Source organism: uncultured Rhodococcus sp. (assembly GCF_963525155.1).
GTDB lineage: Bacteria > Actinomycetota > Actinomycetes > Mycobacteriales > Mycobacteriaceae > Rhodococcus_F > Rhodococcus_F qingshengii.
The window spans coordinates 1-22,908 of the sequence record NZ_CAURKP010000090.1; the positions used below are offsets into that span (position 1 = coordinate 1).

The 22,908-nt window shown below is 61.3% G+C and carries 23 protein-coding genes and 1 pseudogene; 11 read left to right on the forward strand and 13 right to left on the reverse strand.

Going from position 1 to position 22,908, the window contains the following annotated elements; genetic code table 11:
- A pseudogene (locus RWT78_RS17945) lies at positions 1 to 499 on the reverse strand (isocitrate lyase); the annotation flags it as partial.
- 503 nt (positions 500 to 1,002) lie between these two features.
- On the opposite strand from RWT78_RS17945, the gene RWT78_RS17950 reads away from it, so the two are divergent.
- From RWT78_RS17950 to ramB, 4 genes are all read left to right on the forward strand, one after another.
- Complete coding sequence (locus RWT78_RS17950) at positions 1,003 to 1,626, forward strand: serine/threonine protein kinase (RefSeq protein WP_223304378.1); 624 nt, start codon at positions 1,003 to 1,005, stop codon at positions 1,624 to 1,626.
- Between the two features lie 79 nt (positions 1,627 to 1,705).
- Entirely contained in the window at positions 1,706 to 1,993 is a 288-nt protein-coding gene (locus RWT78_RS17955; protein ID WP_037129638.1) for an FmdB family zinc ribbon protein, read from the forward strand.
- A gap of 94 nt (positions 1,994 to 2,087) precedes the next feature.
- A complete protein-coding gene (fmdA, locus tag RWT78_RS17960) occupies positions 2,088 to 3,347 on the forward strand; it encodes a formamidase (RefSeq protein WP_042923284.1) in 1,260 nt (419 codons plus the stop codon).
- A gap of 125 nt (positions 3,348 to 3,472) precedes the next feature.
- Positions 3,473 to 4,885 carry an acetate metabolism transcriptional regulator RamB gene (gene ramB / locus RWT78_RS17965; RefSeq protein WP_003941547.1) on the forward strand — a complete coding sequence of 471 codons (1,413 nt, stop codon included), beginning with the start codon at positions 3,473 to 3,475 and terminating at the stop codon, positions 4,883 to 4,885.
- A gap of 5 nt (positions 4,886 to 4,890) precedes the next feature.
- On the opposite strand, the gene RWT78_RS17970 is transcribed toward ramB, so the two are convergent.
- The 9 genes from RWT78_RS17970 to RWT78_RS18010 all read right to left on the reverse strand — a co-directional run bounded on the left by RWT78_RS17970 (position 4,891) and on the right by RWT78_RS18010 (position 14,229).
- On the reverse strand, positions 4,891 to 5,913 hold the full coding sequence (locus tag RWT78_RS17970; protein ID WP_314677043.1) for an alpha/beta hydrolase: 1,023 nt from the start codon (positions 5,911 to 5,913) through the stop codon (positions 4,891 to 4,893).
- A 131-nt stretch (positions 5,914 to 6,044) separates the two neighbouring features.
- Positions 6,045 to 7,064 carry an alpha/beta hydrolase gene (locus RWT78_RS17975; RefSeq protein WP_021333900.1) on the reverse strand — a complete coding sequence of 340 codons (1,020 nt, stop codon included), beginning with the start codon at positions 7,062 to 7,064 and terminating at the stop codon, positions 6,045 to 6,047.
- A 68-nt stretch (positions 7,065 to 7,132) separates the two neighbouring features.
- A complete protein-coding gene (locus tag RWT78_RS17980) occupies positions 7,133 to 8,773 on the reverse strand; it encodes a class I adenylate-forming enzyme family protein (RefSeq protein WP_314677046.1) in 1,641 nt (546 codons plus the stop codon).
- A 9-nt stretch (positions 8,774 to 8,782) separates the two neighbouring features.
- Positions 8,783 to 9,487: an ABC transporter ATP-binding protein gene (locus RWT78_RS17985; RefSeq protein ID WP_003941516.1), complete on the reverse strand. Its 705-nt coding sequence runs from the start codon at positions 9,485 to 9,487 to the stop codon at positions 8,783 to 8,785.
- A 1-nt stretch (position 9,488) separates the two neighbouring features.
- Entirely contained in the window at positions 9,489 to 10,262 is a 774-nt protein-coding gene (locus tag RWT78_RS17990; RefSeq protein WP_314677047.1) for an ATP-binding cassette domain-containing protein, read from the reverse strand.
- A complete protein-coding gene (locus tag RWT78_RS17995; RefSeq protein WP_054781648.1) occupies positions 10,259 to 11,287 on the reverse strand; it encodes a branched-chain amino acid ABC transporter permease in 1,029 nt (342 codons plus the stop codon). Before RWT78_RS17995 ends, RWT78_RS17990 begins: the two co-directional genes overlap by 4 nt.
- On the reverse strand, positions 11,287 to 12,162 hold the full coding sequence (locus RWT78_RS18000) for a branched-chain amino acid ABC transporter permease (RefSeq protein ID WP_003941557.1): 876 nt from the start codon (positions 12,160 to 12,162) through the stop codon (positions 11,287 to 11,289). The genes RWT78_RS17995 and RWT78_RS18000 overlap by 1 nt, the downstream gene beginning before the upstream one ends.
- 15 nt (positions 12,163 to 12,177) lie before the next feature.
- Complete coding sequence (locus RWT78_RS18005) at positions 12,178 to 13,362, reverse strand: ABC transporter substrate-binding protein (protein WP_042452925.1); 1,185 nt, start codon at positions 13,360 to 13,362, stop codon at positions 12,178 to 12,180.
- Between the two features lie 126 nt (positions 13,363 to 13,488).
- The gene (locus RWT78_RS18010) at positions 13,489 to 14,229 is read right to left on the reverse strand and encodes a helix-turn-helix domain-containing protein (protein WP_314677048.1); all 741 of its coding nucleotides are present in this window, start codon (positions 14,227 to 14,229) and stop codon (positions 13,489 to 13,491) included.
- A gap of 267 nt (positions 14,230 to 14,496) precedes the next feature.
- Between RWT78_RS18010 and urtA the strand changes: the two genes are divergently transcribed.
- The 6 genes from urtA to RWT78_RS18040 are packed head-to-tail and all read left to right on the forward strand — an operon-like array spanning position 14,497 to position 20,015.
- Positions 14,497 to 15,753, forward strand: a complete 1,257-nt coding sequence (gene urtA / locus RWT78_RS18015; RefSeq protein ID WP_007735391.1) for an urea ABC transporter substrate-binding protein — start codon at positions 14,497 to 14,499, stop codon at positions 15,751 to 15,753.
- Between the two features lie 54 nt (positions 15,754 to 15,807).
- A complete protein-coding gene (gene urtB, locus RWT78_RS18020) occupies positions 15,808 to 16,692 on the forward strand; it encodes an urea ABC transporter permease subunit UrtB (protein WP_054827779.1) in 885 nt (294 codons plus the stop codon).
- A complete protein-coding gene (gene urtC, locus RWT78_RS18025; RefSeq protein WP_007735392.1) occupies positions 16,689 to 17,795 on the forward strand; it encodes an urea ABC transporter permease subunit UrtC in 1,107 nt (368 codons plus the stop codon). Before urtB ends, urtC begins: the two co-directional genes overlap by 4 nt.
- A complete protein-coding gene (gene urtD / locus RWT78_RS18030) occupies positions 17,792 to 18,628 on the forward strand; it encodes an urea ABC transporter ATP-binding protein UrtD (protein WP_003941545.1) in 837 nt (278 codons plus the stop codon). Before urtC ends, urtD begins: the two co-directional genes overlap by 4 nt.
- 3 nt (positions 18,629 to 18,631) lie before the next feature.
- Positions 18,632 to 19,324, forward strand: a complete 693-nt coding sequence (gene urtE, locus RWT78_RS18035; protein ID WP_003941544.1) for an urea ABC transporter ATP-binding subunit UrtE — start codon at positions 18,632 to 18,634, stop codon at positions 19,322 to 19,324.
- Between the two features lies 1 nt (position 19,325).
- Positions 19,326 to 20,015 (forward strand): GntR family transcriptional regulator, encoded by a 690-nt coding sequence (locus RWT78_RS18040; protein ID WP_003941543.1) that lies wholly within the window; start codon positions 19,326 to 19,328, stop codon positions 20,013 to 20,015.
- On the opposite strand, the gene RWT78_RS18045 is transcribed toward RWT78_RS18040, so the two are convergent.
- Positions 20,016 to 20,705: a hypothetical protein gene (locus RWT78_RS18045; protein WP_314677053.1), complete on the reverse strand. Its 690-nt coding sequence runs from the start codon at positions 20,703 to 20,705 to the stop codon at positions 20,016 to 20,018.
- Here RWT78_RS18045 and RWT78_RS18050 point away from each other — a divergent pair.
- Positions 20,695 to 20,925, forward strand: coding sequence for a hypothetical protein (locus RWT78_RS18050; RefSeq protein WP_204856300.1), 231 nt, complete (start codon positions 20,695 to 20,697; stop codon positions 20,923 to 20,925). The two genes, RWT78_RS18045 and RWT78_RS18050, sit on opposite strands and share 11 nt — an antisense overlap.
- Before the next feature lie 565 nt (positions 20,926 to 21,490).
- Here the strand turns inward: RWT78_RS18050 and RWT78_RS18055 are convergent.
- Together RWT78_RS18055 and RWT78_RS18060 are read right to left on the reverse strand one after the other, a co-directional pair.
- On the reverse strand, positions 21,491 to 22,099 hold the full coding sequence (locus RWT78_RS18055) for a signal peptidase I (RefSeq protein WP_211917898.1): 609 nt from the start codon (positions 22,097 to 22,099) through the stop codon (positions 21,491 to 21,493).
- A 10-nt stretch (positions 22,100 to 22,109) separates the two neighbouring features.
- Positions 22,110 to 22,727, reverse strand: a complete 618-nt coding sequence (locus RWT78_RS18060) for a hypothetical protein (RefSeq protein WP_314677057.1) — start codon at positions 22,725 to 22,727, stop codon at positions 22,110 to 22,112.
- Positions 22,728 to 22,908: the final 181 nt, after the last annotated feature.

Below are 22,908 nucleotides of genomic sequence, written 5' to 3' on the forward strand. Positions count from 1 at the left end.
GCTCGTAAGCGTTGAGAGCGCCACCGAAGCCGGCTTCGGCGTCGGCAACGATCGGAGCGAGCCAGTTGCTGACGGAGGTGTCACCCTCGGTCTTGGCGATCTCGTCGGCGCGCAGCAGTGCGTTGTTGATGCGACGGACGACGGTCGGAACCGAGTTGGCCGGGTAGAGGCTCTGGTCCGGGTACGTGTGGCCCGAGAGGTTCGCATCGCCGGCAACCTGCCAACCGGAGAGGTAGATGGCCTTCAGGCCGGCGCGAACCTGCTGCACAGCCATGTTGCCGGTAAGTGCACCGAGGGAGTTGATGTAGTCCTCGTTGTTCACGAGATCCCACAGGATCTCGGATCCGCGACGAGCGAGGGTCTGCTCCTCGACGACGGTGCCCTGGAGCTTGACGACCTGATCGGCCGTGTAGTTACGAGTAACGCCCTTCCAGCGAGGGTTGGTGTCCCAATCCTGCTGGAGCTCAGCTGCGGTCTTCGGGGTGCCGGTGGTCGACATCAAGACTCCATCTCTTTGATCTGCTGGTCCGGCCTGTTGTGAGCAGTACGTGCGTACTACTTCACATACTTGCCAGGCCCTTCTTGTGTACTTACCGAGAATGGCACATCGAAAAAGTGCCGTCTACCTGTTGCTAATGCCAATCTTCGCTACCTTTTCAACACACTTTGCTAAGTCTGTGAAGATTCCTACGCGGCTGGTACTACCCAATCGGACAGGTTCCGTACTGGCGAGTAGGAAAGAAACCGCAGGCTGTGAACGAAATGCACTCAACTCCGCCGCTTGCGAATTCCGGCAGTTCGCACGCCACTCGGAACAGGCCCGTCCGCTACTTCGGAGCCAACTTCACTACCCGCGAGTGACCGCAATCACTCCTCGGCAACAGCCTTCGCTAGGACAATTCCGGGATCTACCCCTGGGAAAGCCGGAGACAACCCGTTCGCCGGCCATATGCTGTCGAACCATGACTTGTCGTTCGACGCCCCCGACCGGGCGATAAAGCGGTGCCGGACAACTATCAGCGGCCACCGAACAACCAGGCATGGTCGCAATCCGGTCCACAGCCGCCGCAGTTGGGCTACCGAGCCGCGCCGCAGTCGTATCCCCCGCCCCAGGGATTCCCGCCTGCACCGCCACGTGGAAATCCGCCGCCGCGTCGGCCCGGCTGGGTGATTCCGGTATCCGTAATCGGAGTCATCACTGTGTTGGCTCTCTTCGGCGGGCTTGCCTGGGTCCTCTGGCCGAAGGACGTCCCCAACTCGGCCGCCGGTGGCGCCGCCCACACCACCATCAGCGCCGCGAACACACCCGGCACCACGACAACCGCTCCCAGCACGACATCCCCGACGACCACACGCGCCGCGAACTTCCCGGCCGGTGCGTCCGCCTGCCCCGGCGGGCAGCCGGCCGGAAGTTACAAGGAGTCCGCGACAAGTGGGGGCAAAACCTCATGTGAGTTTGCCGAGGCGGTTCGGATCGCCTACGGGAACTCCGGTGCAACCGGTGCATCCAGCACCGTGTCCGCACGTAGTCCGGTGACCGGCAAGGAGTACACGATGGCATGCAAGGTGACCTCCGGCATCGTCACCTGTACCGGCGGAGACAACGCGGTTGTGTACTTGCGCTGACGGGCGCAATTGCGGCATCGGCAACCCGGTGCGTGTCGTTCCAGTGTCGCACTTACGGATCCTCCGATAGCGTGACCGCATGCCTCTGTACGAGTTTCGCTGTACCGGCTGCGGCCCGCTCGAGCGGTCGTTCGCGATGGCCGAAGTGCCCCAGTCGATTACTTGCCCCCAGTGCAGTCTCGAGTCCAAGCGGGTGGTCTCGTCTCCCCGGTTGAGTCACGCGTCGTCGGCCGCGATGGGTCTACTGGACAGCACTGCTCGATCGGCTCACGAGCCTGCCGTGGTCAGTGGGTCACTACCCGGCCGCGGCCGGCAATCTGCGCCGACGACATCCAATCCGTTGCACCGCAAGCTACCTCGCCCCTGAGCGTCCTCACCGCGCGTCCTCGCCGTGAGTCCCGATCCGACACGAAAGTCCTGCCGCCACGAGTTTTCCGTTTCTTCGAGAATGAGGAGTGCATATGCCTGAACTGCTGTTTCCACTCGATTCCGCCAAGAAATTCACCGACCAGGCAATCGTCGGCCACAATCGGTGGCACCCGGACATCCCAGCGGCGGTGACGGTGAAACCCGGTGATGCGTTTCGTGTCCATTGCCGCGAATGGTTCGACGGCGCAATACACAACGACGACTCAGCCGACGACATTCTCAATGCACCACTGACCACGGTCCACACGCTGTCCGGCCCCTTTGCCGTCGAAGGCGCGAAGCCCGGCGACCTCTTGATCGTCGACATCTTGGATATCGGGCCTATCCCCCAAGAAGATTCGGGTCCGTTGGCCGGCCAAGGCTGGGGGTACACGGGCATCTTCCCTCGGAACAACGGCGGCGGCTTCCTCACCGAACAGTTCCCCGATGCGTACAAAGCCGTCTGGGATTTCTCCGGCCAAACGGCGACGTCGCGTCACATTCCGCACGTCTCGTTCACGGGCATCGTCCACCCGGGACTCATGGGCACGGCTCCGTCGGCAGCCTTGCTCGCCAAGTGGAATGCCCGCGAGGGCGCCCTCATTGCCACCGATCCCAATCGGGTTCCCCCGCTTGCACTTCCGCCCGAGCCCCGCGATGCAGTACTGGGAACCTTGACCGGTGACGAGTACACACGCGTGGCCGGCGAGGCGGCTCGTACCGCTCCCCCGCGTGAGAACGGCGGAAACCAGGACATCAAGAACCTCACCAAGGGCAGCCGAATCTTCTATCCGGTGTTCGTGGACGGTGCGAATCTGTCGGTCGGCGATCTTCACTTCTCCCAGGGCGACGGTGAGATCACTTTCTGCGGTGCCATCGAGATGGGCGGCTTCATCGATCTTCGTGTGGACATCATCAAGGGCGGAATGGATACCTACGGTGTTTCCGAGAACGCCATCTTCATGCCGGGCAACACGGATCCGCAGTATTCCGAGTGGCTTGCGTTCTCGGGCACTTCCGTCACGTTGGACGGCGAACAGAAGTACCTGGATTCACATCTGTCCTACCAGCGTGCGTGCCTGCATGCGATCGAGTATCTGACCAAGTTCGGGTACGCGCCAGAGCAGGCGTACCTGCTACTCGGCGCGGCGCCGATCGAGGGCCGCCTGTCGGGTGTCGTGGATATCCCCAACTCGTGTTCGACGGTCTATCTCCCGACTGCGATCTTCGACTTCCCCCTTGCACCCTCGTCGAGCGGGCCGTTCCAGATCGATCCCGGAATCGGCGCCCCTCGTTCGGAGAACAGGGTCTAGGCCTCCGGCCCCGTGAGTGGTTAGGGAGTGCCGAGGCTCCTCAACCACTCACGGGGGCGGAGCCCCTGTGCGAAGACTGCGAACCCACCTTTGCGAAGCCGGACTGTCACTCGTATCCTGGGAAAATGTCGAAAACCTTTGTCGGTGTCCGGCTCCGCCAACTGCGGACCGAGCGCGGGTTGAGTCAGGCTTCGCTGGCCAAGACGCTCGAGATCTCGGCAAGCTATCTCAATCAGATCGAGCACGACGTCCGGCCACTCACCGTGCCGGTGCTCCTGCGAATCAGTGAAGTCTTCGGTGTCGACACCACCTTCTTCTCCCCGCAGGACGACACACGCCTGATCGCGGAAATGCGTGAAGTTGCCCTCGATCAAGAGATGGGTATCGACGCCGACGCCCACGAAATCGCGGAGATGGTCTCCACCCACCCGGGCCTGGCCAAGGCGATGGTGAACATGCATCGCCGCTTCCGCAACACGACGGCCCAGCTCGCCGCAGCCACGGAGGACCGTTTCTCGGACGGCAGCGGCAGCGGTTCGATCACCATGCCGCACGAGGAAGTGCGCGACTACTTCTATCAGCGACAGAACTACATCCACGATCTCGACACCGCGGCCGAAGAACTCACTGCCCGGATGCGCTTTCACCGTGGCGACGTCGCCGGCGAGATCGCCAGACGCCTCGAGTCCGTCCATGACGTGCAGATCGTTCGACGAGTCGACTTGGGCGAGAACATACTTCATCGCTACGACCCGGACACCAGGGTCCTGGAAATTTCCGCAAGGCTCTCCGGCGGGCAACAGGTCTTCAAGTTCGCGACAGAACTCGCATACCTCGAGCATGGCGACCTGCTCGACTCGTTGGTGGCCGAGGGCAACTTCACCAGCGAAGCGTCGGTTTCCCTGGCGAAGCTTGGTTTGGCCAACTATTTCGCCGCGGCCACCGTGCTGCCCTACAGCCAGTTTCACGAGGTTGCCGAGGACTTCCGGTACGACATCGAGCGCATGTCTGCCTTCTATTCCGCGAGCTACGAGACGATCTGCCACCGCCTCTCGACCCTGCAGCGCCCCAAACTTCGCGGGGTTCCGTTCATGTTCGTGCGTGTCGATCGTGCCGGAAACATGTCGAAGCGTCAGTCCGCCACCGGATTCCACTTCTCTACCAGCGGCGGTACGTGCCCGCTGTGGAACGTCTACGAGACGTTCTCGTATCCGGGCAAGATCATGCCTCAGATCGCGCAGATGCCCGACGGTCGTCGATACCTCTGGGTTGCGCGCACGGTCGAACGTCGAGCGGCTCGATACGGACAGCCCGCAAAGATCTTCGCCATCGGATTGGGATGCGAGATTCGACACGCCCACCGACTCGTCTACAGCGACGGTCTGGATCTGGACGAGTCGAATCCGGGAACGCCGATCGGCTCGGGCTGCCGTGTCTGCGAACGCCTCAATTGTCCGCAGCGTGCCTTCCCTCCGTTGGGTAAAGACCTCGACATCAGCGAGCACCGGAGTTCGATTTCGCCGTACGTGATTCGCTGACCGCGCTAACGCACGTGGTCGCGTAGGAACGCGACTGTGCGATCGAACGCGATCATCCCGTCCACGGTATCGAGGTCGAACTGATATTCGTGGTCCAGCGCAGGCTCGTGATCTTCGGGGTAGAACAGTGCGTCTACTTCGACGCCCAGATCGGCGAGCCGTTCTGCCAAGGGTTTCGACTGGCTGGCGGTCAGTGGGTCGATGTTTCCGCCGGTGATGAACGTCGCTGGAAAGTCCGAGGTCACATGGCCCAGTGTCGACATCTGACCCACTGCAGTCGACCCGTCGAAGTCCCTCGTTCCGAGATACCCCCACAGCGACTGCTTGTCGACGCCCCAACCGAAGTACTTCCCCTGCGACAGCAGGGGTTTCAGATCGAAGACCCCACAGTCGAGGACAACTCCGCGTGTCTGCTCGGGACGTAATGCCGGCTCCACACCCATTTCCGACGCGTAGTCAGGGCTGGTCATGACGGTCGCCAACTGACTGGACAACTGCGCGCCTGCCGAATCTCCGGCAAGAAAGAGGTTGTTCGAATCGACATGCAACCTGTCCGCATTGCTCACGATGAATCGATACGCGTCGTTAAGCTGATTCACTGCGGTGGGGTAATACGCGTCCGGCCCCAGTGAATAGTCCACCGAAATCACAGTGAAACCTTGATTTGCCAACAGTTTGTAGTAACCGTCGGCATCAGCTCTCGACCCTGATATCCAGCCACCGCCGTGCACCCAGACCACCGTGGGTAGCGCCGAAGTGGACTCCGACGGGTAGTAGACGTCGAGTTGTGCATCGTCGTCGCCTTCGCGGTACGACTGATCGAGAATCGAGACGATTCCTGACGGTGCATGCCTGTCGAGTTGTGCGTGAGTCGATTCGGAGCCACCCGCCGACATCCACCGTACGAGGAGAACTCCTGGCCACGGACTGACGAGTGCCGCGGTTACCCCGGACAGCAGAATGACGACGAATACCGCCGCGATTCCGACAATGCGCCTTCGCCGTCTGTCGGGGGAAGACGCGCGCACAACAACTCCTGGGGTCGGGTCGGATTCACCCAGGCTAGACCAAAAGGACTAGTCGAGAATTCCCCGGCAACACACCCGCGGCGCTTTGTCTGAAATGACCATTTCTTCAGCGTCTCAGCATCATCCGACAACTAGCGGGTGTGTGCGTCGAGAAACTGAACCGTGCGATCGAGGGCAGTGAGACCGTCGGCATTGTCCAGATCGAACTGATACTCGTGACCGAGCGCCGGAACGTGATCGGCCGGATAGAACAGTGTGTCGACCGCAACTCCCAACCCCGTCAATTTGTCAGCCAACGGTTTCGACTGAGAATCTGTCAAAGGATCCGCGTTGCCGCCGCTGATGTAGGCAGGCGGAAATTGAGCGCTGACGTAGTTCAAGGTCGACATCTGATCCGCTGCGTCGGTACTCATGAAGTCACGCACGCCGGTATACGCCCAGAGGGACCGATCAACCCCCCAACCGATGATGCCGGGTCCGCCGACCATGTTCCCGACGTCGTAGATTCCACAGTTCAGTATTACTCCACGTAACTGATCCGGCCGCAGCGACGGGACCACGCCCACACGGTTCGCATACGCGGGATCAGTGATGAGAGTGGCGAGCTGACTCGAGAGTTGCGCTCCCGCAGAATCACCGGCGAGAACGACCGTCGTCGGATCAACATGCAGCCGTTCCGCATTCGCGACGACGTACGCGTGAGCGTCGTTGAGTTGCCGCACCGCTGTCGGATAGTGATGCTCAGGTCCGAGTGAGTAGTCCAGGGACACAACGGTGTAGCCACGAGAGGCCAGCAACTCGTAGTACGGCGCGTAGTTGGACTTGCTTCCCGAGATCCAGGCACCGCCATGAGTCCAGATCACCGTAGGCAATGCGGTCGTCGTCGCTGCGGGAAAGTAGACATCCAGGTATGCGTCGTCGTCATCGGCGCGGTACTGCTGGTCCTTGATCGAGTCGACGCCTTCGGGCGCGTGCTTCTCGAGCGCCTCGGTGACTTTCACGGCATCACGATCGAAGACCCATCGCACGGTGAGTGCGCCAGGTCTCGGGCTCAGAACGAAGGCCAGAACCACGGCTCCGACGAGAACGAACACAATTGCAAGAGCCCACAGCAAGCGCCTGCGCCACCGATGCGGTGAAGGGTTCGTCATCGGGTTTCCTTCACTCTCGGCACAATGTCCGGATCAGCGTAACGCGAAGCCGGTACCGCCAAGTGCGATCAGCCGAGTTCAGCGATCCGCCTCTGCGCGAGTGCCTTGACTTCACCCTTGGCTACTTTGCCGCCTGCCGCCATCGGCAATTCGGCGACCGACATCACGTACTCGGGTATGTACTCGCGGGTCACTCCTCGGCTCTGCAGCCAGGCGGTCAGATCCTCCGAACTCAGATCGTCATCGGCGGACACGACGACCGCACAGACCTTCTCACCGAACAGCGGATCGTCGACCCCGACCACGGCGACCAACTCCACCGAAGGGTGCGCGCGCACGTACTCCTCGACTTCGACCGCGGAGATGTTCTTGCCGCCACGAATGATGATGTCGGCTTTGCGCCCGACCACACGCACCCGTCCTGTCTCGTCGATCTCGACGATGTCGCCGAGAAGCATCCAACCGTCGTCGGTGTACAACTCGTCGTTCGCATCGGTGTCCCCCCAATAGCCCTGACACATCAGCGGTCCGTTCACCCCAGGCTGACCGCGGCGGACGGAGCCGGTCATTTCCTTTGCCGCATCGTCGAATACACGAACTTGCATGCGATCGATGACGTGGCCGCACGTCTTCAGTCGGGTATCGGAACCGTCCGAAACCGTCGTCACCGAGACGGCGCCGGTTTCGTTCGATCCGTAGAACTGCAGGACAGCCGCTCCGGTACGTTGTTCGAAGGCCAGTGCCTCCGAATACGGCACGGCTTCACCACCGGTGAACATGAAACGAAGTGACGAGAGATCGGCCGATTCCGCGGCCTCCGAACGCAACAGCATCTTGAATTGTGTACTCACACAATTCAAAGCAGTCACCCGTTCGCGCTCGATCAACTCGATCATCACCGAAACGTCGAAGCGTTCCATGACGACATTGCGAGCACCGAGTAGTGCCGGCAGGAAATGCGAAGTCCAGAGGCCGAATCCGAAAGGTGCCGGAACCGCGCCGAGGAACACCTCATCCGAACCGATCGCCGCCGCCTCGGCGGCAATCTCGGAGAAACCAACCCAACGATCCTCGGTTTGTGTGACCAGTTTGGGTAGGCCCGTTGTGCCGGAGGTCGAGTTCAGCATCGAAACGGCTGACGTGACAAAACACGGACTGGTTGCGGGGAACTGCTTTAACTCGACCGGCAACGAGGTGAGTTCGCCGTTTGCGCTCACGCGTTCGAAACTCACGTCGGCGCGTTCGTCGGCGAAGACGACGTCCAGTCCGGGATGCTCTGCCCGCAGACTCGCCACGAGTTCGGCGGTATCGACGCCGCGCAGCGTGCGAGTGGTGACGAGAACGGAGGCTTCCGAGCGGGCGATCAGATGAGAGATCTCGCGAATACCCGAGCGCGAACCGATTCCGACCGCGACGCGGCCGGTACGAAATGCTGCGCAGAGAGCCGCATGAAAGACAGCGGTGTCGGGGAGCAACACGGCTACATGTCCGTACCCCTCACCAGCTAGATCCAGCGCCGACGCGATCGCATCGGCAGCCGCGTCGTACTGTTTCCACGACACCCTCGATTCCGGAGTGACAAAGGCGGTTTCGTCCGGGATGGTCTCAGACCAATGCCTGACCATTTCGCTGATGCTGACGCCGGCGAACCGGTCCGGATTCGTGGCGAATTCACCGACGGTGAAGTCGAGTGTCTTCGTTTCCAGCATGATCGTCGATCATCTCCCGTCGGCGCTGAGTACGCCCATCGATTGTTTGTACGCGTTGTCCAGTGTCGCTGCGGAATCGCATTCGCGGACGAGTTCGCCGCGCTGCATGACATATCCGCGGTCGACAACCGATTTCAGTGCAGTAAGTGCAGGTTCCGTCACGATGACGGTCACACCCTCGGCGGCCAGACCCCCGACCAATGCTCGCAGCTCCGCGACGATTTTCGGTGCCAGTCCGGTCATCATCTCGTCGAGGAGCAACACCTTCGGGGTTTCCAGAAGGGCCCGCCCCAGAACCAACATCTGCTGCTCACCACCGCTGAGGACCCCGGCATAACTCTCCGAGCGTTCACGCAGGATCGGGAACCTCTCGAAAGCTGTTTCCACGGCTTCGGCTTTCAATCCCAGCAGGTCTGCGCCCACGCGTAGATTCTCGCGAACGGACATTCGCATGAACAGTTGCCTGCCTTGGGGAACGTAGGCAAATCCGCTGCGGACACGATCCAGTGCCGATAATTTCTGGATCTCTCGACCATCGAATTTCATTGTCCCGGTGGCGGGAACCGAGCCGTAGATGGATCCCGCCAAGCTGGTCTTGCCTGCACCGTTCGGCCCGACGATCGCTGTCACTTCACCGGCGGGGGCGACAAGGGAGACTTCCCGGACGGCGACAGCGGATCCGTATCGAACTGTGACTCTGTCGAGTTCGAGCATGTCAGGCGCCTTCCTCGTATTCGGAACCGAAATAGACTTCTCGCATCGCGTCGCTGGCCAAGCACTCCTGCGGTGGTCCGTAGAACGCCACCGATCCGAAATTGAGCAGCACGATCTTGGTGGCGAGCGCCGCGATGAGATCGACGTTGTGATCGACCAGGACTACTCCCTTGCCCTGCGCGGCAATCGATCGCACGGCACCGGAGATGGCAGCGATGCCGTCGTGATCCGCACCGGCAAACGGTTCGTCCAACAGGAGGACTTCGGGTTCGGTCGCCATCGCCCGCGCCACCTCGACCAGACGCTGCGCGCCCAAACTGAGATCCCCGCAAGCACTCTCGACGTCGGTGACCGAGTATCGCGCAGCAATCTCCCGGGCCCGCTGTGCTGTCCGGTCCCAGTTCTCGAAAGGTCCTTTGATCGCCCACCACAGCGAGTGCAGCGGTGACGTGATCTTGTACCCGTACAGTCCCGGGATGATGTTGTCGACGGCGTCGAGTTCCGCCGCGAGCTGCGGATGTTGAAACGTGCGCGAGAGCCCTTGCCGTGCACGGCGCTCCGACGGCCCGGTCAAGGGAGCACCGGCGAGCGCGACGGTTCCGGAGTCTGCTTGCTGTGTGCCGAAGATGCAGTCCACGAGTGTGGTCTTGCCTGCCCCGTTCGGGCCGACCAGGCCGATCACCTCTCCCGGTCCGACGCTGAACGAGACATTGTCGACAGCGCGAACGCCGCCGTAGGACTTGTGGAGACCGCTCACTTCGAGTAGCCGAGTCATCGATTGCCACGCTCCTTGTACAGACGGTTCATTCGACCCAGAACGTTCTGACTCCACCCGATCACCCCACCAGGCGCGACGATGAGGATCACCAGGACGGCTCCGGCAAGCAGGAGTTCGCCGCTTCCTTGGTAGCCGGGCATGTTCAGCGTCACGATCACCACGATCAATGCACCGAGCGGAGCACCCCACGCCGAACCGCGACCGCCGATGATCGGCATGAAGATCGCAAGGAAAACAATACTGAGAGTGAAGGTTTCAGGAGTGACAGCCTGCACCGACACGGTGAACAGCGATCCGCCGGTCGACGCGATCGCAGCACCGATCGCCAGCGCCACGACGGTCAGGTGCGCAGGATTGACGCCGGAAGACCGTGCGACATTACGATTGTCGCGGGCAGCTTGCAACATCAGCCCCCACACCGATTTCCGGAGTCGATCGACAGCGACCGCGATCAGACACACGAACAAGATCGCGAACACGACCAATACGTAGCGCGGTGGCTCCCAGCCGAACATCGTCACAGTCTCGACGCCCGAGATCCCGGCCGATCCGCCGGTGAAACTCGGCCCGTCGATCAACCAGTGCTCGAAAGCGATGCCGAACAACAAGGTCACCGCGGCAAGGTAGAAGCCGGAGAGTTTCTGCGTTGCCAAGCTGAGGAGTACTGCAACCGCTGCAGCGGCGAGAGCGCCGAGAATCCATCCCCACCACATCGACAACCCGGTACGAACCGAGATCAGCGCAACGGCATACGCGCCGATCGCCGCATAAGCGCTGTACGCCATCGACAGTGATCCCGCGAGCACGAATGGCACGTACATGCCGAGTGCGATCAGCGAATACGTCGCAGCGAGGAACACCAGATCCTGCCGGTACAGACTCGGCCCCATCCACAGCAGCACGGCAGCAACCACGACCACGGTGATCAGCGCTTCTCGTGACAGGGCGAGCATCCTCGTCCGGGAACGGCCGGATGTAGTGGGCGGATTTGACGTCAGCGGACTGGTAGAAAGCGAGGCCATCAGACGCGAACCTTCCTCGAGAGCAAGCCTTCCGGACGGAAAGCGAAGAACACCAGGGCAATCAACAGAATCGCGGTTTGCGCAGCACTCGCACCGAAGTAGTACGGGGCGAATACCTGGACGACGCCCAACACCATTCCGCCGATCAGCGGAGCCCAACTTCGGCCGGTACCACCGATGACGAGTGCGATGAATGCCGTCAGCGTCCATGACAGACCGCTCGTGAACTGAACACCGGCCTTGGGAGCGAACAGAAGTCCGGCGACGGCGGCAATCACACCCGCGAGGGTGAACGCGATGAGGCGTACCCGATCCACCGGCAAGCCCAGGACGCGGGCGGCATCCGGATTGTCGCCGACGGCGCGTAGCAGACGGCCCGAGGTGGACCGGTTCAGCCACAGTCCGATACCGACGAAGATCACGGCAGTTCCGACGACGAGTACAACGGTCGAACTGTCGACGGTGGCACCGAGTACCGATATCGGATCGAAGTCGAAGATCTTCTGTCCGGGAAGTGGTGTTCGGCCGAAGACCGTGCCGGCGAGCTGCTGGATCCCGAACAGTACTGCGGTCACCGCCACCAACGCCGGTAGTTCCCCACGACCCGAACGCTTCTGAACCTGTTTGACCACAAGCTTTTCCGTCAGGATCGACAGCGCCACCGCTACCGCGATCCCCAGCGGCATGGCAATCCAGAGAGCGAGCCCGTAATTGATCGCGACCCAACTCGACGCCATGGCCGCAGCCATCGCGTACGGGCCCATCGCAAAGTTGAAGAAATCGGCGCCGACCACCACGAGATACATTCCGAGGGCTATCAGTGAGAAGAATGCACCGATCTCGATGGCTGCGAGCCACAGTTGTGCGTCTGTCATGTCAAGGCTCCTCGGTTATCCGCACGGGGGTTGGTAGGAATCCCACGGATGGGCCGGCTTGTTGTCCTCACCGAATTCGACGAGCACCAGTCCGCAGAGGCTGTCCGGAGCCAGGTGATCCTGCGAGGAGAACGACAGCGTCAATCCGTCCTGGCCGAAGCTGGCGGGAAGTGCCGAAACCTGTTGAAGAGCATCACGAACGGCCGTCCGATCTCGGTGGTCGCCGGCAATTTCGATTGCCTCGGCCAACATCATGACGGCGTCGTACGCCTGTGCGTCGTAGGCGGTCAGTTGATAATCAGGCCCCTTCACCGCCTGCACCTTGCGACGCAGTTCGGCGGTTCTCGGGTTGTTCTCACTGAGCGAGCCCATGTACACCATGCCGCTCAACGCCTTCGGGTCCGCCAAAGCCCAAGATGCGGGCTGGTTTCCGATGGAAGCGAGTGAGAAGCGTTGCGTCTGCGGGGTGACCTTCGACAAGGTGTTGTGCGCGAGGATTTCGAAGTGCCCGCCGATACTGGCGACCAGAATCGCGTCCGGTTCGGTTTCCGCGAGACGTGAGACCTGTGCGGTGATGTCCGCGGCATCGACCGGCGCCTTTTCGACGCCCGTCACTCTCGCGCACTTCTCGAGCGCCGGCCGCAGGGTCTTGATGATTCCGTCGATGGACGCACTCGCGTCGCCGAGAATCCCCAGGGACTTGTACCCCATCTTCTCGAAAGCCCCGCAGTACACCTGGGCGTACTGCTTCAACGAGTTCGGAATCATGAACGAGAAGTCGTTGTCGGGCGCCGAGGCAAAGGCGTCGCTGAGAACGACCGGAGCGATCGCGGGAATCTTCGACTGCTGGAGAATCGACTTGGCCTGCAGCACCGACCCGCTGCCCGTAGCGAGGATGACCGCACTTGATCCGTGATCGACCAACTTCCGAATGATCGACGGGGTCTTGGTGGGACTGCTCTCGTCGTTCTCGACAACCAATTCGACTTGCTTACCGTTGATTCCGCCCGCCTGGTTGATCAGGTCGACGGTCATCCGCACCGTCTTGCCGGCGATCGTGCTGTACGACGCACCGGGCCCGGTGGAGTCCTCGTCCAAACCGATGACGATGGTGTCTTCGGGAATGACACCGGCAGATGCGCACGCGCTCGCCCCGAGGACCACTGCCGCGCAGACGGCGATCGCCTTTCCGAGTCTCACATCGAACTCCCGTCCAAACTGTGCTTGGTAAATCAAACAAGCGCTTGATTTACGAGTGTGGACAGAAGTATGCACTGGGTCACACTGATAGTCAAAATCCGAACTACACGCGCCGGAACTGCGGTGTTACGGCTTCTGCAGCTGCCGGATCGAGGAGCTGAGTTCGCGAATGACGGACTTCAATTCGTCGACATCAGAGCGGAGTTCGGCAAGGTCCGAGTCGGGAGATTCGGTCTGCGCTTCCTTCTTCGCCGTGCGCCGCGCAATGCGTGCCACCGGCTCGCCGTCGACGGAACGTGCGGCAAAGCCGTCCAGGAAAACCGAAATCAGATTGCGCTGCAGATCTTCGGCCAATTCGGAAAGCTGCGGGCGATACTGCGCGACGGTGGACCAGACGGATTCACGCAGGAGACGGTGAAACTGTTCGGGATCGATGTCTTCCCGAAACTCCGCGTCGGCAATTCCGCGAGCGATAGCCGATCGCCAGTAGCTGTGTGCCTTCTGAACCAGGATGGTGATGGGCGCGTCCGCCGGTTGCGACGAAAGTATGGCTTCTCCCTGATAGACCTCCGTGGCATACGGGTGATCCACCGCCGAGGCAAAAGAGACCGACACCATCGTGGCCAGGCGATTTCGAGCCGAACCTTCCGGTTCGATCGAGTCCTCGTACCGGACGTTGAGGTCTTCGAGGATCCGGACGACGATCTCGTTGGCTATCGCATCCTTGGAGTCGAAGTAGTGATAGAGGCTGCCGGAGAGGATCCCGACTTCGTCGGCGATGTCTCGCACCGTCGTCGCGGCGATTCCCCGCTCACTGAACAGCTTGGCCGCATGAGCGAGTATTTCGTCCCGTCGGGTCGAGCGCACGAGAAGATCCTTCCGACGTTCCGATCGTCAAGCGAGTGCTTGATCAATTTCTCGTCGATGCTAACACCGCACCCTCGCTGACCTGCGGTGTGAGGTCCTGGACACCCAATCGAAACACCGGACACACACTTGTCACCGACAGTCATTCCACCGCAACAACTTCCACCTACTCTGTGCACTCGACGAATACAGCGTTGTATACGCACTCCGGATACAGATCTGTCAGAGCCATTGTCTGCCAGAGCCATCGACACGAAAGGCCCGTACATGCGAACCTTCTCGAAGCGCACCCTTGCCGCGCCGGCCGCTCTCGCCGCGCTGGGCTTGGTTCTCACCGGCTGCGGAAGCAAGGCAACAGACACCGCATCGGGAGATTCGACGGCTACGTCGTGCGTCGACACCTCGGGGGACACGATCAAGGTCGGTTCCCTGAATTCACTCTCGGGCACCATGGCCATCAGTGAAGTGACGGTCCGCGACTCCATCTCGTTGGCGGTGCAGGAGATCAACGATTCCGGCGGTGTACTGGGTAAGAAGATCCAGATCGTGGCAGAGGACGGCGCGTCGGAGCCGACAGTGTTCGCCGAGAAGGCAGAGAAACTGATCAGCAGCGATTGCGTCGCAGCAGTTTTCGGTGGCTGGACCTCCTCGAGCCGCAAGGCCATGCTGCCCGTGTTCGAGGACAACAACTCTTTGCTCTACTACCCGGTCCAGTACGAGGGACTGGAAGATTCGAAGAACATCTTCTACACGGGCGCAACGACCAACCAGCAGATCATCCCGGCTCTGGATTACCTGAAGGAGAAGGGCGTCAAGTCGCTGTATCTGGTCGGCAGCGACTACGTGTTCCCGCAGACCGCCAACCGCATCATCAAGGCGTACGCGGCAGCGAACGGCATCGAGATCAAGGGCGAGGATTACACGCCTCTGGGTTCGACCGACTTCTCCACCATCGTGAACAAGGTCCGCACAGCCGACGCCGATGCCGTGTTCAACACACTCAACGGCGATTCCAACGTTGCGTTCTTCCGTGAATACTCGAATGTCGGCCTGAAGCCTGCCGACATGCCCGTCGTCTCCGTCTCCATTGCGGAGGAAGAGGTCGGTGGTATCGGAGTCCAGAACGTCGAAGGCCAGCTGACGGCGTGGAACTACTACCAGACCATCGACTCCCCCGAGAACAAGAAGTTCGTCGCGGCGTACAAGGCAAAGTTCGGCCAGGACAAGCCCACGTCCGATCCGATGGAAGCGGCATACACCTCCGTCTACCTCTGGAAGAACACCGTCGAGAAGGCCAACTCGTTTGCGGTCAAGGATATTCAGGACAACGCCGACGGTGTGACCTTCCAGGCGCCCGAAGGACTCGTCACCATCGACGGCGACAACCACCACATCACCAAGACTGCCCGGATCGGCGAAATCCGTTCCGACGGACTGATCTACACGGTCTGGGATTCGGGACAGCCGATCGAGCCGGATCCGTACCTGAAGAACTACCCCTGGGCTGAGGGCCTCGGTAGCTGATCGACGAAAGGCGGAATTGACGGAATCGACGAGTAGAGAGGTGGAGCGTCTGTCATGGATGTTGTGATCGGGCAGTTGTTCACGGGTTTGAGTATCGGATCGATTCTCCTGTTGGCAGCGTTGGGGTTGTCTCTCACGTTCGGGCAGATGGGTGTCATCAACATGGCACACGGCGAGTTCATCATGGCCGGCTCGTACACCGCATATGTAGTGCAGCAGGTGATCTCGAATGCAACGGGATCGTTGATCATTTCTCTGCTCGTCGGTTTCGTCGTCGGCGGACTGATGGGTGTCTTGCTCGAAGTGGTCCTGGTATCGCGGATGTACCACCGACCCCTCGACACCCTGTTGGTGACATTCGGCGTCGGATTGATCCTTCAGCAGTTGGCGCGCGACATCTTCGGCGCGCCGGCAGTCAATGTTTCGGCGCCGAGCTGGCTTTCGGGCGGGGTCGATATTTTCGGCGCCGTGGTGCCGAAAACCCGCATCTTCATTCTGGTGTTGGCGATCGCAGCGGTGATCGCACTTTCGGTCGCACTGAAGCAGTCGTCGATGGGTAGACGCATCCGGGCCGTCGTCCAGAATCGCGATCTGGCCGAGACGAGCGGAATCTCCTCTCGTCGTACGGACATCACGACCTTCTTCCTCGGTTCCGGGCTCGCCGGCGTCGCGGGTGTCGCGTTGACGCTCATCGGTTCCACCAGCCCGACCATCGGCCAGTCCTATCTGATCGACGCCTTCCTGGTTGTTGTCGTCGGCGGTCTCGGTCAGATGAAGGGAGCCGTGATCGCAGCCTTCGCCCTCGGCATCTTGAACTCGTTCATCGAGTACTCGACGACAGCGTCGATCGCGAAGGTGATCGTGTTCGTCATCATCGTCGTCTTCCTTCAAGTTCGGCCGCAGGGCCTGTTCGCAGTCAAGACGAGGAGCCTCGTATGAGCATCCTGAACAATTCCCGAATTCGGGTGTGGGGCGGTTTCGCACTTGCCGCGATCGTGCTGTTCGCCGTCGCTCCGGCTGTGCTCTCGGACTTCAGGCTGTCACTGTTGGCCAAATTCCTGTGCTTCGCCATAGTCGCTGTCGGTATCGGCTTGGCTTGGGGCAGAGGCGGAATGCTCACGCTCGGCCAGGGCGTCTTCTTCGGAATCGGCGCATACGTGATGGCGATGCACCTCAAGATCGCCGATGCCGAACTCAAGGGCGACGCGGTCCCGGACTTCATGTCCATCGCCGGCAAGACCGAACTGCCGGGATACTGGCAACCGTTCGCCTCGCCATTCGTGGCGATCTTCGCCATCCTTTTCCTGCCGGCCGCTGTTGCCTTTCTCCTCGGACTCGGTGTGTTCAAGCGGAGAGTCAAGGGCGCGTACTTCGCGATCCTCTCGCAAGCACTCGCCGCGGCTTTCGCGATCCTCTTGATCGGCCAGCAGTCGATCGGTGGCAGCAACGGCCTCAACCGCTTTCGCACGTTCTTCGGTTTCAACCTCAACGATCCGGCGAACAAGCAGATGTTGTTCTTCATCGCCGCCGGAGTTCTTCTCGCATCGGTCGCTCTGATTCGCCAGCTGATGAACTCCCGATACGGCGAACTCCTCGTCGCCGTCCGCGATCAAGAGGAGCGCGTACGTTTCCTCGGATACGATCCGGCGAACATCAAACTGGTCGCCTACGTGACCGCGGCGTTCCTCGCCGGTATCGCCGGTGCGCTGTTCGTTCCGATCGTGGGCATCATCTCCCCCGCCGACGTCGGGATCGTTCCGTCAATCGCCTTTCTCATCGGGGTCGCGATCGGTGGCCGCGCAACGCTTCTGGGTCCGGTACTCGGTGCGATCGGCGTCGCGTGGGCGCAGTCGACATTCTCGGAGAAACTCCCTTCGGGATGGATCTACGCACAAGGGTTGATGTTCATCGTCGTGGTCGGGTTCTTCCCGGCAGGTGTGGCCGGATTGTTCGCCCTGATGCGCCACCGCAAGAAGCGTGAGACCCCGGCCGACCCGCCGGTCAAGGTCTCCCAACCCGAACCAGTGGAGGTGTCGTCATGACCAACACAACCGCCACCAGCGAACCCACACCGGCACTGGGTGGCAACGCCGGAATGTCGTCCGAGTACCTCGAAGTACGAAATCTTTCGGTCAGCTTCGACGGTTTCAAGGCCGTCGACGGCGTCGACTTGACCCTCATGCAGGGCGACCTGAGGTTTCTCATCGGCCCGAACGGGGCTGGAAAGACAACGTTGGTCGACGCCATCACCGGACTCGTTCCCGCGACGGGTTCCATCACGAAGTCCGGCGAGCAACTGCTCGGCAAGAAGGTTCACAAGATCGCCCGCCTCGGCGTCGGGCGAACCTTCCAGACGGCAAGCGTCTTCGAAGAGCTCTCGGTGCTGCAGAATCTCGACATCGCGGCCGGAGCCGGCCGATCACCGTGGAACCTGCTCAGAAAACGCAAAGGTGTGCTTCCCGAGATCGAAGAGGCGCTGGAGACAACCGGGTTGGAGCACCTCAGGGACACCGCCGCAGGCATTCTGGCGCACGGACAGAAGCAGTGGCTCGAAATCGGAATGTTGTTGGTACAGAACTGTTCCGTGCTCCTGCTCGACGAGCCCGTCGCAGGCATGAGCCTCGAGGAGCGCGAGGAGACCGGGAACCTTCTGCGGCGCATCGGCGGTGCGCGAACCGTCGTCGTAGTCGAGCACGACATGGACTTCATGCGATCCTTCGCCACGTCCGTCACAGTGCTCGCCGCTGGGAAAGTGCTTGCCGAAGGAACTGTGGCGGAGGTCCAAGCCGACCCCAAGGTGCAAGAGGTCTACCTCGGCACAGCCGCTGCCGGAACCGATCTCGGCGCCGACACCGAACCGACCCCGGAGGACTGAATCATGCTCGAGCTCGTCGACATCCGCGCCGGCTACGGACGCACCGAAGTGATCCACGGCGTATCCCTGCTGGTTCCCAGCGACGGAGTTGCGGCAGTCATGGGTCACAACGGTGCGGGTAAAACCACCTTGCTGCGCGCCGCCGTCGGTCTGATCAAACCTACACGGGGAAAGGTACTTCTGAACGGTGAGGACATCACCGGTCTACGGCCGAGCGCCCGCGTCGCTCGCGGACTTGCCTACGTACCCCAGGGTCAGCAGTCGTTCGGACAGCTGACAACTGCCGAGAATCTTCGGGTGGTCGCCGACGGGCGCAAACGCGGAAAGGCACTCATCGCAGAGGCATTGGATCTGTTTCCCGCACTCACCACGCTCCTCGACCGTCGCGCGGGACTTCTCTCCGGTGGGCAGCGACAACAGCTTGCCATCGCTCGCGCCCTGATCACCGAGCCCAAGATCCTCATTCTGGACGAGCCGACCGAGGGCATTCAACCCAACGTGGTCGCCGAAATCGAAAGAACAGTAATGGAACTCACCGAGCGCGGCGATCTCGGTGTCCTCCTCGTCGAGCAGCACATCGGTTTCGCGCTCCAATCTGCTCAGCATTACAGCATTCTCGCGGCCGGACATGTGACCTCGACCGGTGAGGGCGGCACCACGTCCACCGAGGCGGTTCGTCGAGCGATGGCAATCTGACATGAGTGTGCGGCCCCCGCTGCGCGAACAGGTTTACCGGTCGATCCGAAACGATCTGATGTCGGGTCAGATCGCGCCATCCGAACGACTCGGCGAAGAACGGTTGGCTCATCTCTACGGTGTCTCGCGAACACCGGTGCGCGAAGCGCTCGCGAAGTTGGAATCCGACGGGTTGGTCGAGCGCGACGAACACGGACTCTTTCCGTACCGACCGCACCTCGACGAGTTGGGTGGCCTCTACGAGCTGCGCATACTCCTCGAAGTGCACGGGCTTCGGCGGGTACTAGACGGTGAGGCCCCCGCTCATGATCGAGACGCGCTCGGTTCCGAACTCGACAAGTGGTACGCATTTCTCAAACAGATGCCGGTACCGGACGCCGGCTTCGTGACGCTCGACGAGGAGTTCCACATCGCGCTCCTCGCCTCGTCCGGAAACCATGCGTTGGTCGACGCCTTGCAGGCCGTCAACTCGAAGCTGCGCCCCGTGCGGATGTTCGACTACCTGACTCCCGACCGTATGAAGGCCACCGTGGAGGAACATATCGCCGTCGTCGAGCTGGTTCTGGACGGCAAGATTCTGCAAGCACACGAGGCACTCGTGTCGCACATCGACATCTCTCGCACGGTCGTCCTCGACCGCGCTCGGCAGGCCCTCTCGTTGGCCGCAATGGCCAATGCCGTGCGTAACTGATCAGCGTCGTGTCGCTGACTTCAGGGTGAAGACTTCGGTGACGTGGTCTCTCGTCAGGGGGACCAGCAGATACTCCCCCGCTACGGTTGGCTGCGGGCCGAGTTCAGAACCGGGGACCGTACCCGTTGTGCCGTCCGAGCATTCGACTGCAACTTCGCGCGAGTAGTCCGCGTCAGGAGCAACCTCGCAGGAGAGCCCGGTATCCGTGGTGAAGGCGGAGATGCTCGAATCGGCAGGGCCGTGGATCGCTGTCCCGATTGGATCTGCCGGAGCCGGTGTGCTCGTAATTGGTGTGGCTGTCGTTGTCGGGGTGATTGCAGCCACACTGGTAGTTACAGCCGCGCTGGTCGTTGTGGCCTCAGGGGCAGATGTTTTGGTGGGTTCACCCGTCGTAGGTTCAGGAGTCGTAGGTTCAGGAGTTGTAGGTTCAGGAGTCGTCGTTGCCGTAGTCGGCGTGGTCGTCACGGGAACAGCTGTCGGTGTTGCCGGTGCTGTCTGTGTCGGCCCCGCGGCTCGAGCCAACTGTCCGCCGGCGGCAAGACTCAGCGGCGTCGCCGGGGGTGAAGAATCAAGTCCGCACTGAGCGGCCGACAGATTGACGGATATGTTCGTCGATCCCAGGATCACTGTGACCAGCCCTTCGCCCAAGACCGACAACGCGATGGTTACGGCCTCAACTGTGAAGCTCACTGAAACAGTGGAGGACGCGACAAAAGGCGCAGAACTGGACGCCGCTCGGGTACTGGTGACCTTGATGTTCGAGAAGCGCGCTTCTACCCGCGCGAGCAGTGGGACATTCGCCATCACGAATGTTGCACTAGTCGGCGACGTCGACGTGGCCGAACCGTTTGCGCCCACTGCCGGGATGGCAACTGTGGCGCCGCCGACTTTCACGGTTCCCGTCGGCTGATCTGTAGCAGCAGAAGTACTCGCACAGCGGGCGTTTGTCTTGACGCTCGTGCTCGTGATGGCGTCCGCCGGTATCAACGTGATCCCCAGTACCGAAACCAGATTCAATTGCAAACCCAATGTAGATGTAGTTTCCGCGTCCGCATCCGACCCAGCCGCCCCACATGGGGACGATGCCGATGCTCCTACGAGATACGCGGCGCACTGAACGGCACTACCCGTGCGGCTGAGCGCGGGCAGCCCCAGCAGCACACCGGAATTGTCCGCCAACGAAACCGTCCCCGTGGCCTTGCCCGGTGCCAGCTGAGTTTGCACGGTCGGATGTTCAACCAGCGAACCGCCGAGATTTCCTCCGAGAGTTATCAATCCGCCGGTCGCTGTTCCTTTGCCCGACGTCGATCTGCCGTACCCACTCGTCGTCCATGAACCGGTGGAAATCGGGCCGGTAACGTACTCGGAGTCTGTCCACGCCGCTTCTGTCTCTCCGAGGAGTGGGTGAGACGAGAAACCAGAGCCCAGAACAACCGCAACTGCCAATACGATGACTGAAAACAGGTGGCGACGCTTCATTGTCTACCGCCGTCTGGCGGTAGAAGAACCTGAATGGGTTCGGTTTTCGGGTCGGCCGAGTCGGCATCATCGTCGTCATCGGTATTGCGCGGCCAGAATACCGCGACCACCAAAGCGGCCATGGTCAGCGTGATCGCCCCCAGAACAAGAGGATTCGAGAAGTAGACGATCACCCGCGCCAATCCCGGAACGTGCCAGAGCACCTTTCGGACCGTGGTGACCTCGTATACCGCGGGATCAGCCGAAGCGTTGGCATCACCCTTGAGATCGAGAATCGTGATGCCGTTGTCCTGGGTACGAGCGGAGACGACCCGGTGGGTCACCGGCAGTTCGGACACTCCCCGATCGACGGTGACGACGTCGCCCACCTCGACGGAATCTGCCGGTACTTCCCGTACAACTGCCAGAGATCCGGTCGGAATGGTCGGCGACATCGATCCGGTCTTGAACATGATCAGTGTGATGTCGAAGGCGACGGCACAGATCACCAAAGCGATACAAACAACCCCACCGGCAGCGAGAACCTGAAGGATGCAGTCCCCGATGATCGTGGGGACCGAACGCTTCTTCGTCCGGGCATGTGTTGCCCGGGCATGTGTTGGCATTGCAGCTCCTTCAGGGTGTTGCACTGAACTGCCAAGTGGGAGTTGCCGTTTTACCGATCAACGCCGAGTTACTCCAATTAGCCGAGGTTCCGGGCAGCGAAATCTCGAAGCACAGCGCCACCGCGGCGCCCGGGGACGCTCCACCGGCGGGTAGCGCGATGGCCCCGACTGCGGAACCAGTTGAGAGCGACGGAAACACCGTCGCACTTCCCACCACGAATTGTGGTGTTCCCGTGGAGAAGGCTGACGCATCACAGGTCGTCGACTTGACCACCCGATACCGAAGCGCCGACGCCAGAGCGGAGTCGCCGGCAACCGTGGCCGCCTGCAGAGTGACGGATGCTGCCGGCGAGACCGGCACTGTTCGAAGAGATATCGGGCCGTACGAGAACGCACCGGGGCGAATCAGGAGCGCCGAGGGTGTGTACGTGAAAATGCCAGGGGCACTGGATGCATGCGACGACCATCCACCGCCGACGTTCGACTCGATTCCGAAGGTTCCGGTGCGAAACGATGCATCGCCCATCGTGCTGTCCACCCAACTGGCAGCCACGGTGGTTGCACCGATACCCAGGACGAGTCCCGAGGCCGCCAGTGCGTACACCTGACGCATTCGCCGTGTGACCACGCAGGCGTCAGGGGGTGGACTGGCCGGTGAACTGCCAGAGCAAGCGCCCGGTGTCCTTGCCCGACACGATCGAGGGGTCGACTCCGGCGGGCAGCGTGACCGCGAAGCACAGTTCGACCGGCACACCCGTGCCTAGCAAGGTGACATCCGAACCCGAACCTGCCGTCAAGGCCACCGGACT

Bases quoted from the DNA above. Each gene is read 5' to 3' on its own strand.
- RWT78_RS17955 (WP_037129638.1), top strand. From the start codon at position 1,706: ATGCCTCTGTACGAGTTTCGCTGTACCGGCTGCGGCCCGCTCGAGCGG.
- fmdA (WP_042923284.1), top strand. From the start codon at position 2,088: ATGCCTGAACTGCTGTTTCCACTCGATTCCGCCAAGAAATTCACCGAC.
- ramB (WP_003941547.1), top strand. From the start codon at position 3,473: ATGTCGAAAACCTTTGTCGGTGTCCGGCTCCGCCAACTGCGGACCGAG.
- RWT78_RS17975 (WP_021333900.1), bottom strand. From the start codon at position 7,064: ATGACGAACCCTTCACCGCATCGGTGGCGCAGGCGCTTGCTGTGGGCT.
- RWT78_RS17980 (WP_314677046.1), bottom strand. From the start codon at position 8,773: ATGCTGGAAACGAAGACACTCGACTTCACCGTCGGTGAATTCGCCACG.
- RWT78_RS17985 (WP_003941516.1), bottom strand. From the start codon at position 9,487: ATGCTCGAACTCGACAGAGTCACAGTTCGATACGGATCCGCTGTCGCC.
- RWT78_RS17990 (WP_314677047.1), bottom strand. From the start codon at position 10,262: ATGACTCGGCTACTCGAAGTGAGCGGTCTCCACAAGTCCTACGGCGGC.
- RWT78_RS17995 (WP_054781648.1), bottom strand. From the start codon at position 11,287: ATGGCCTCGCTTTCTACCAGTCCGCTGACGTCAAATCCGCCCACTACA.
- RWT78_RS18000 (WP_003941557.1), bottom strand. From the start codon at position 12,162: ATGACAGACGCACAACTGTGGCTCGCAGCCATCGAGATCGGTGCATTC.
- urtA (WP_007735391.1), top strand. From the start codon at position 14,497: ATGCGAACCTTCTCGAAGCGCACCCTTGCCGCGCCGGCCGCTCTCGCC.
- urtB (WP_054827779.1), top strand. From the start codon at position 15,808: ATGGATGTTGTGATCGGGCAGTTGTTCACGGGTTTGAGTATCGGATCG.
- urtC (WP_007735392.1), top strand. From the start codon at position 16,689: ATGAGCATCCTGAACAATTCCCGAATTCGGGTGTGGGGCGGTTTCGCA.
- urtD (WP_003941545.1), top strand. From the start codon at position 17,792: ATGACCAACACAACCGCCACCAGCGAACCCACACCGGCACTGGGTGGC.
- urtE (WP_003941544.1), top strand. From the start codon at position 18,632: ATGCTCGAGCTCGTCGACATCCGCGCCGGCTACGGACGCACCGAAGTG.
- RWT78_RS18040 (WP_003941543.1), top strand. From the start codon at position 19,326: ATGAGTGTGCGGCCCCCGCTGCGCGAACAGGTTTACCGGTCGATCCGA.
- RWT78_RS18055 (WP_211917898.1), bottom strand. From the start codon at position 22,099: ATGCCAACACATGCCCGGGCAACACATGCCCGGACGAAGAAGCGTTCG.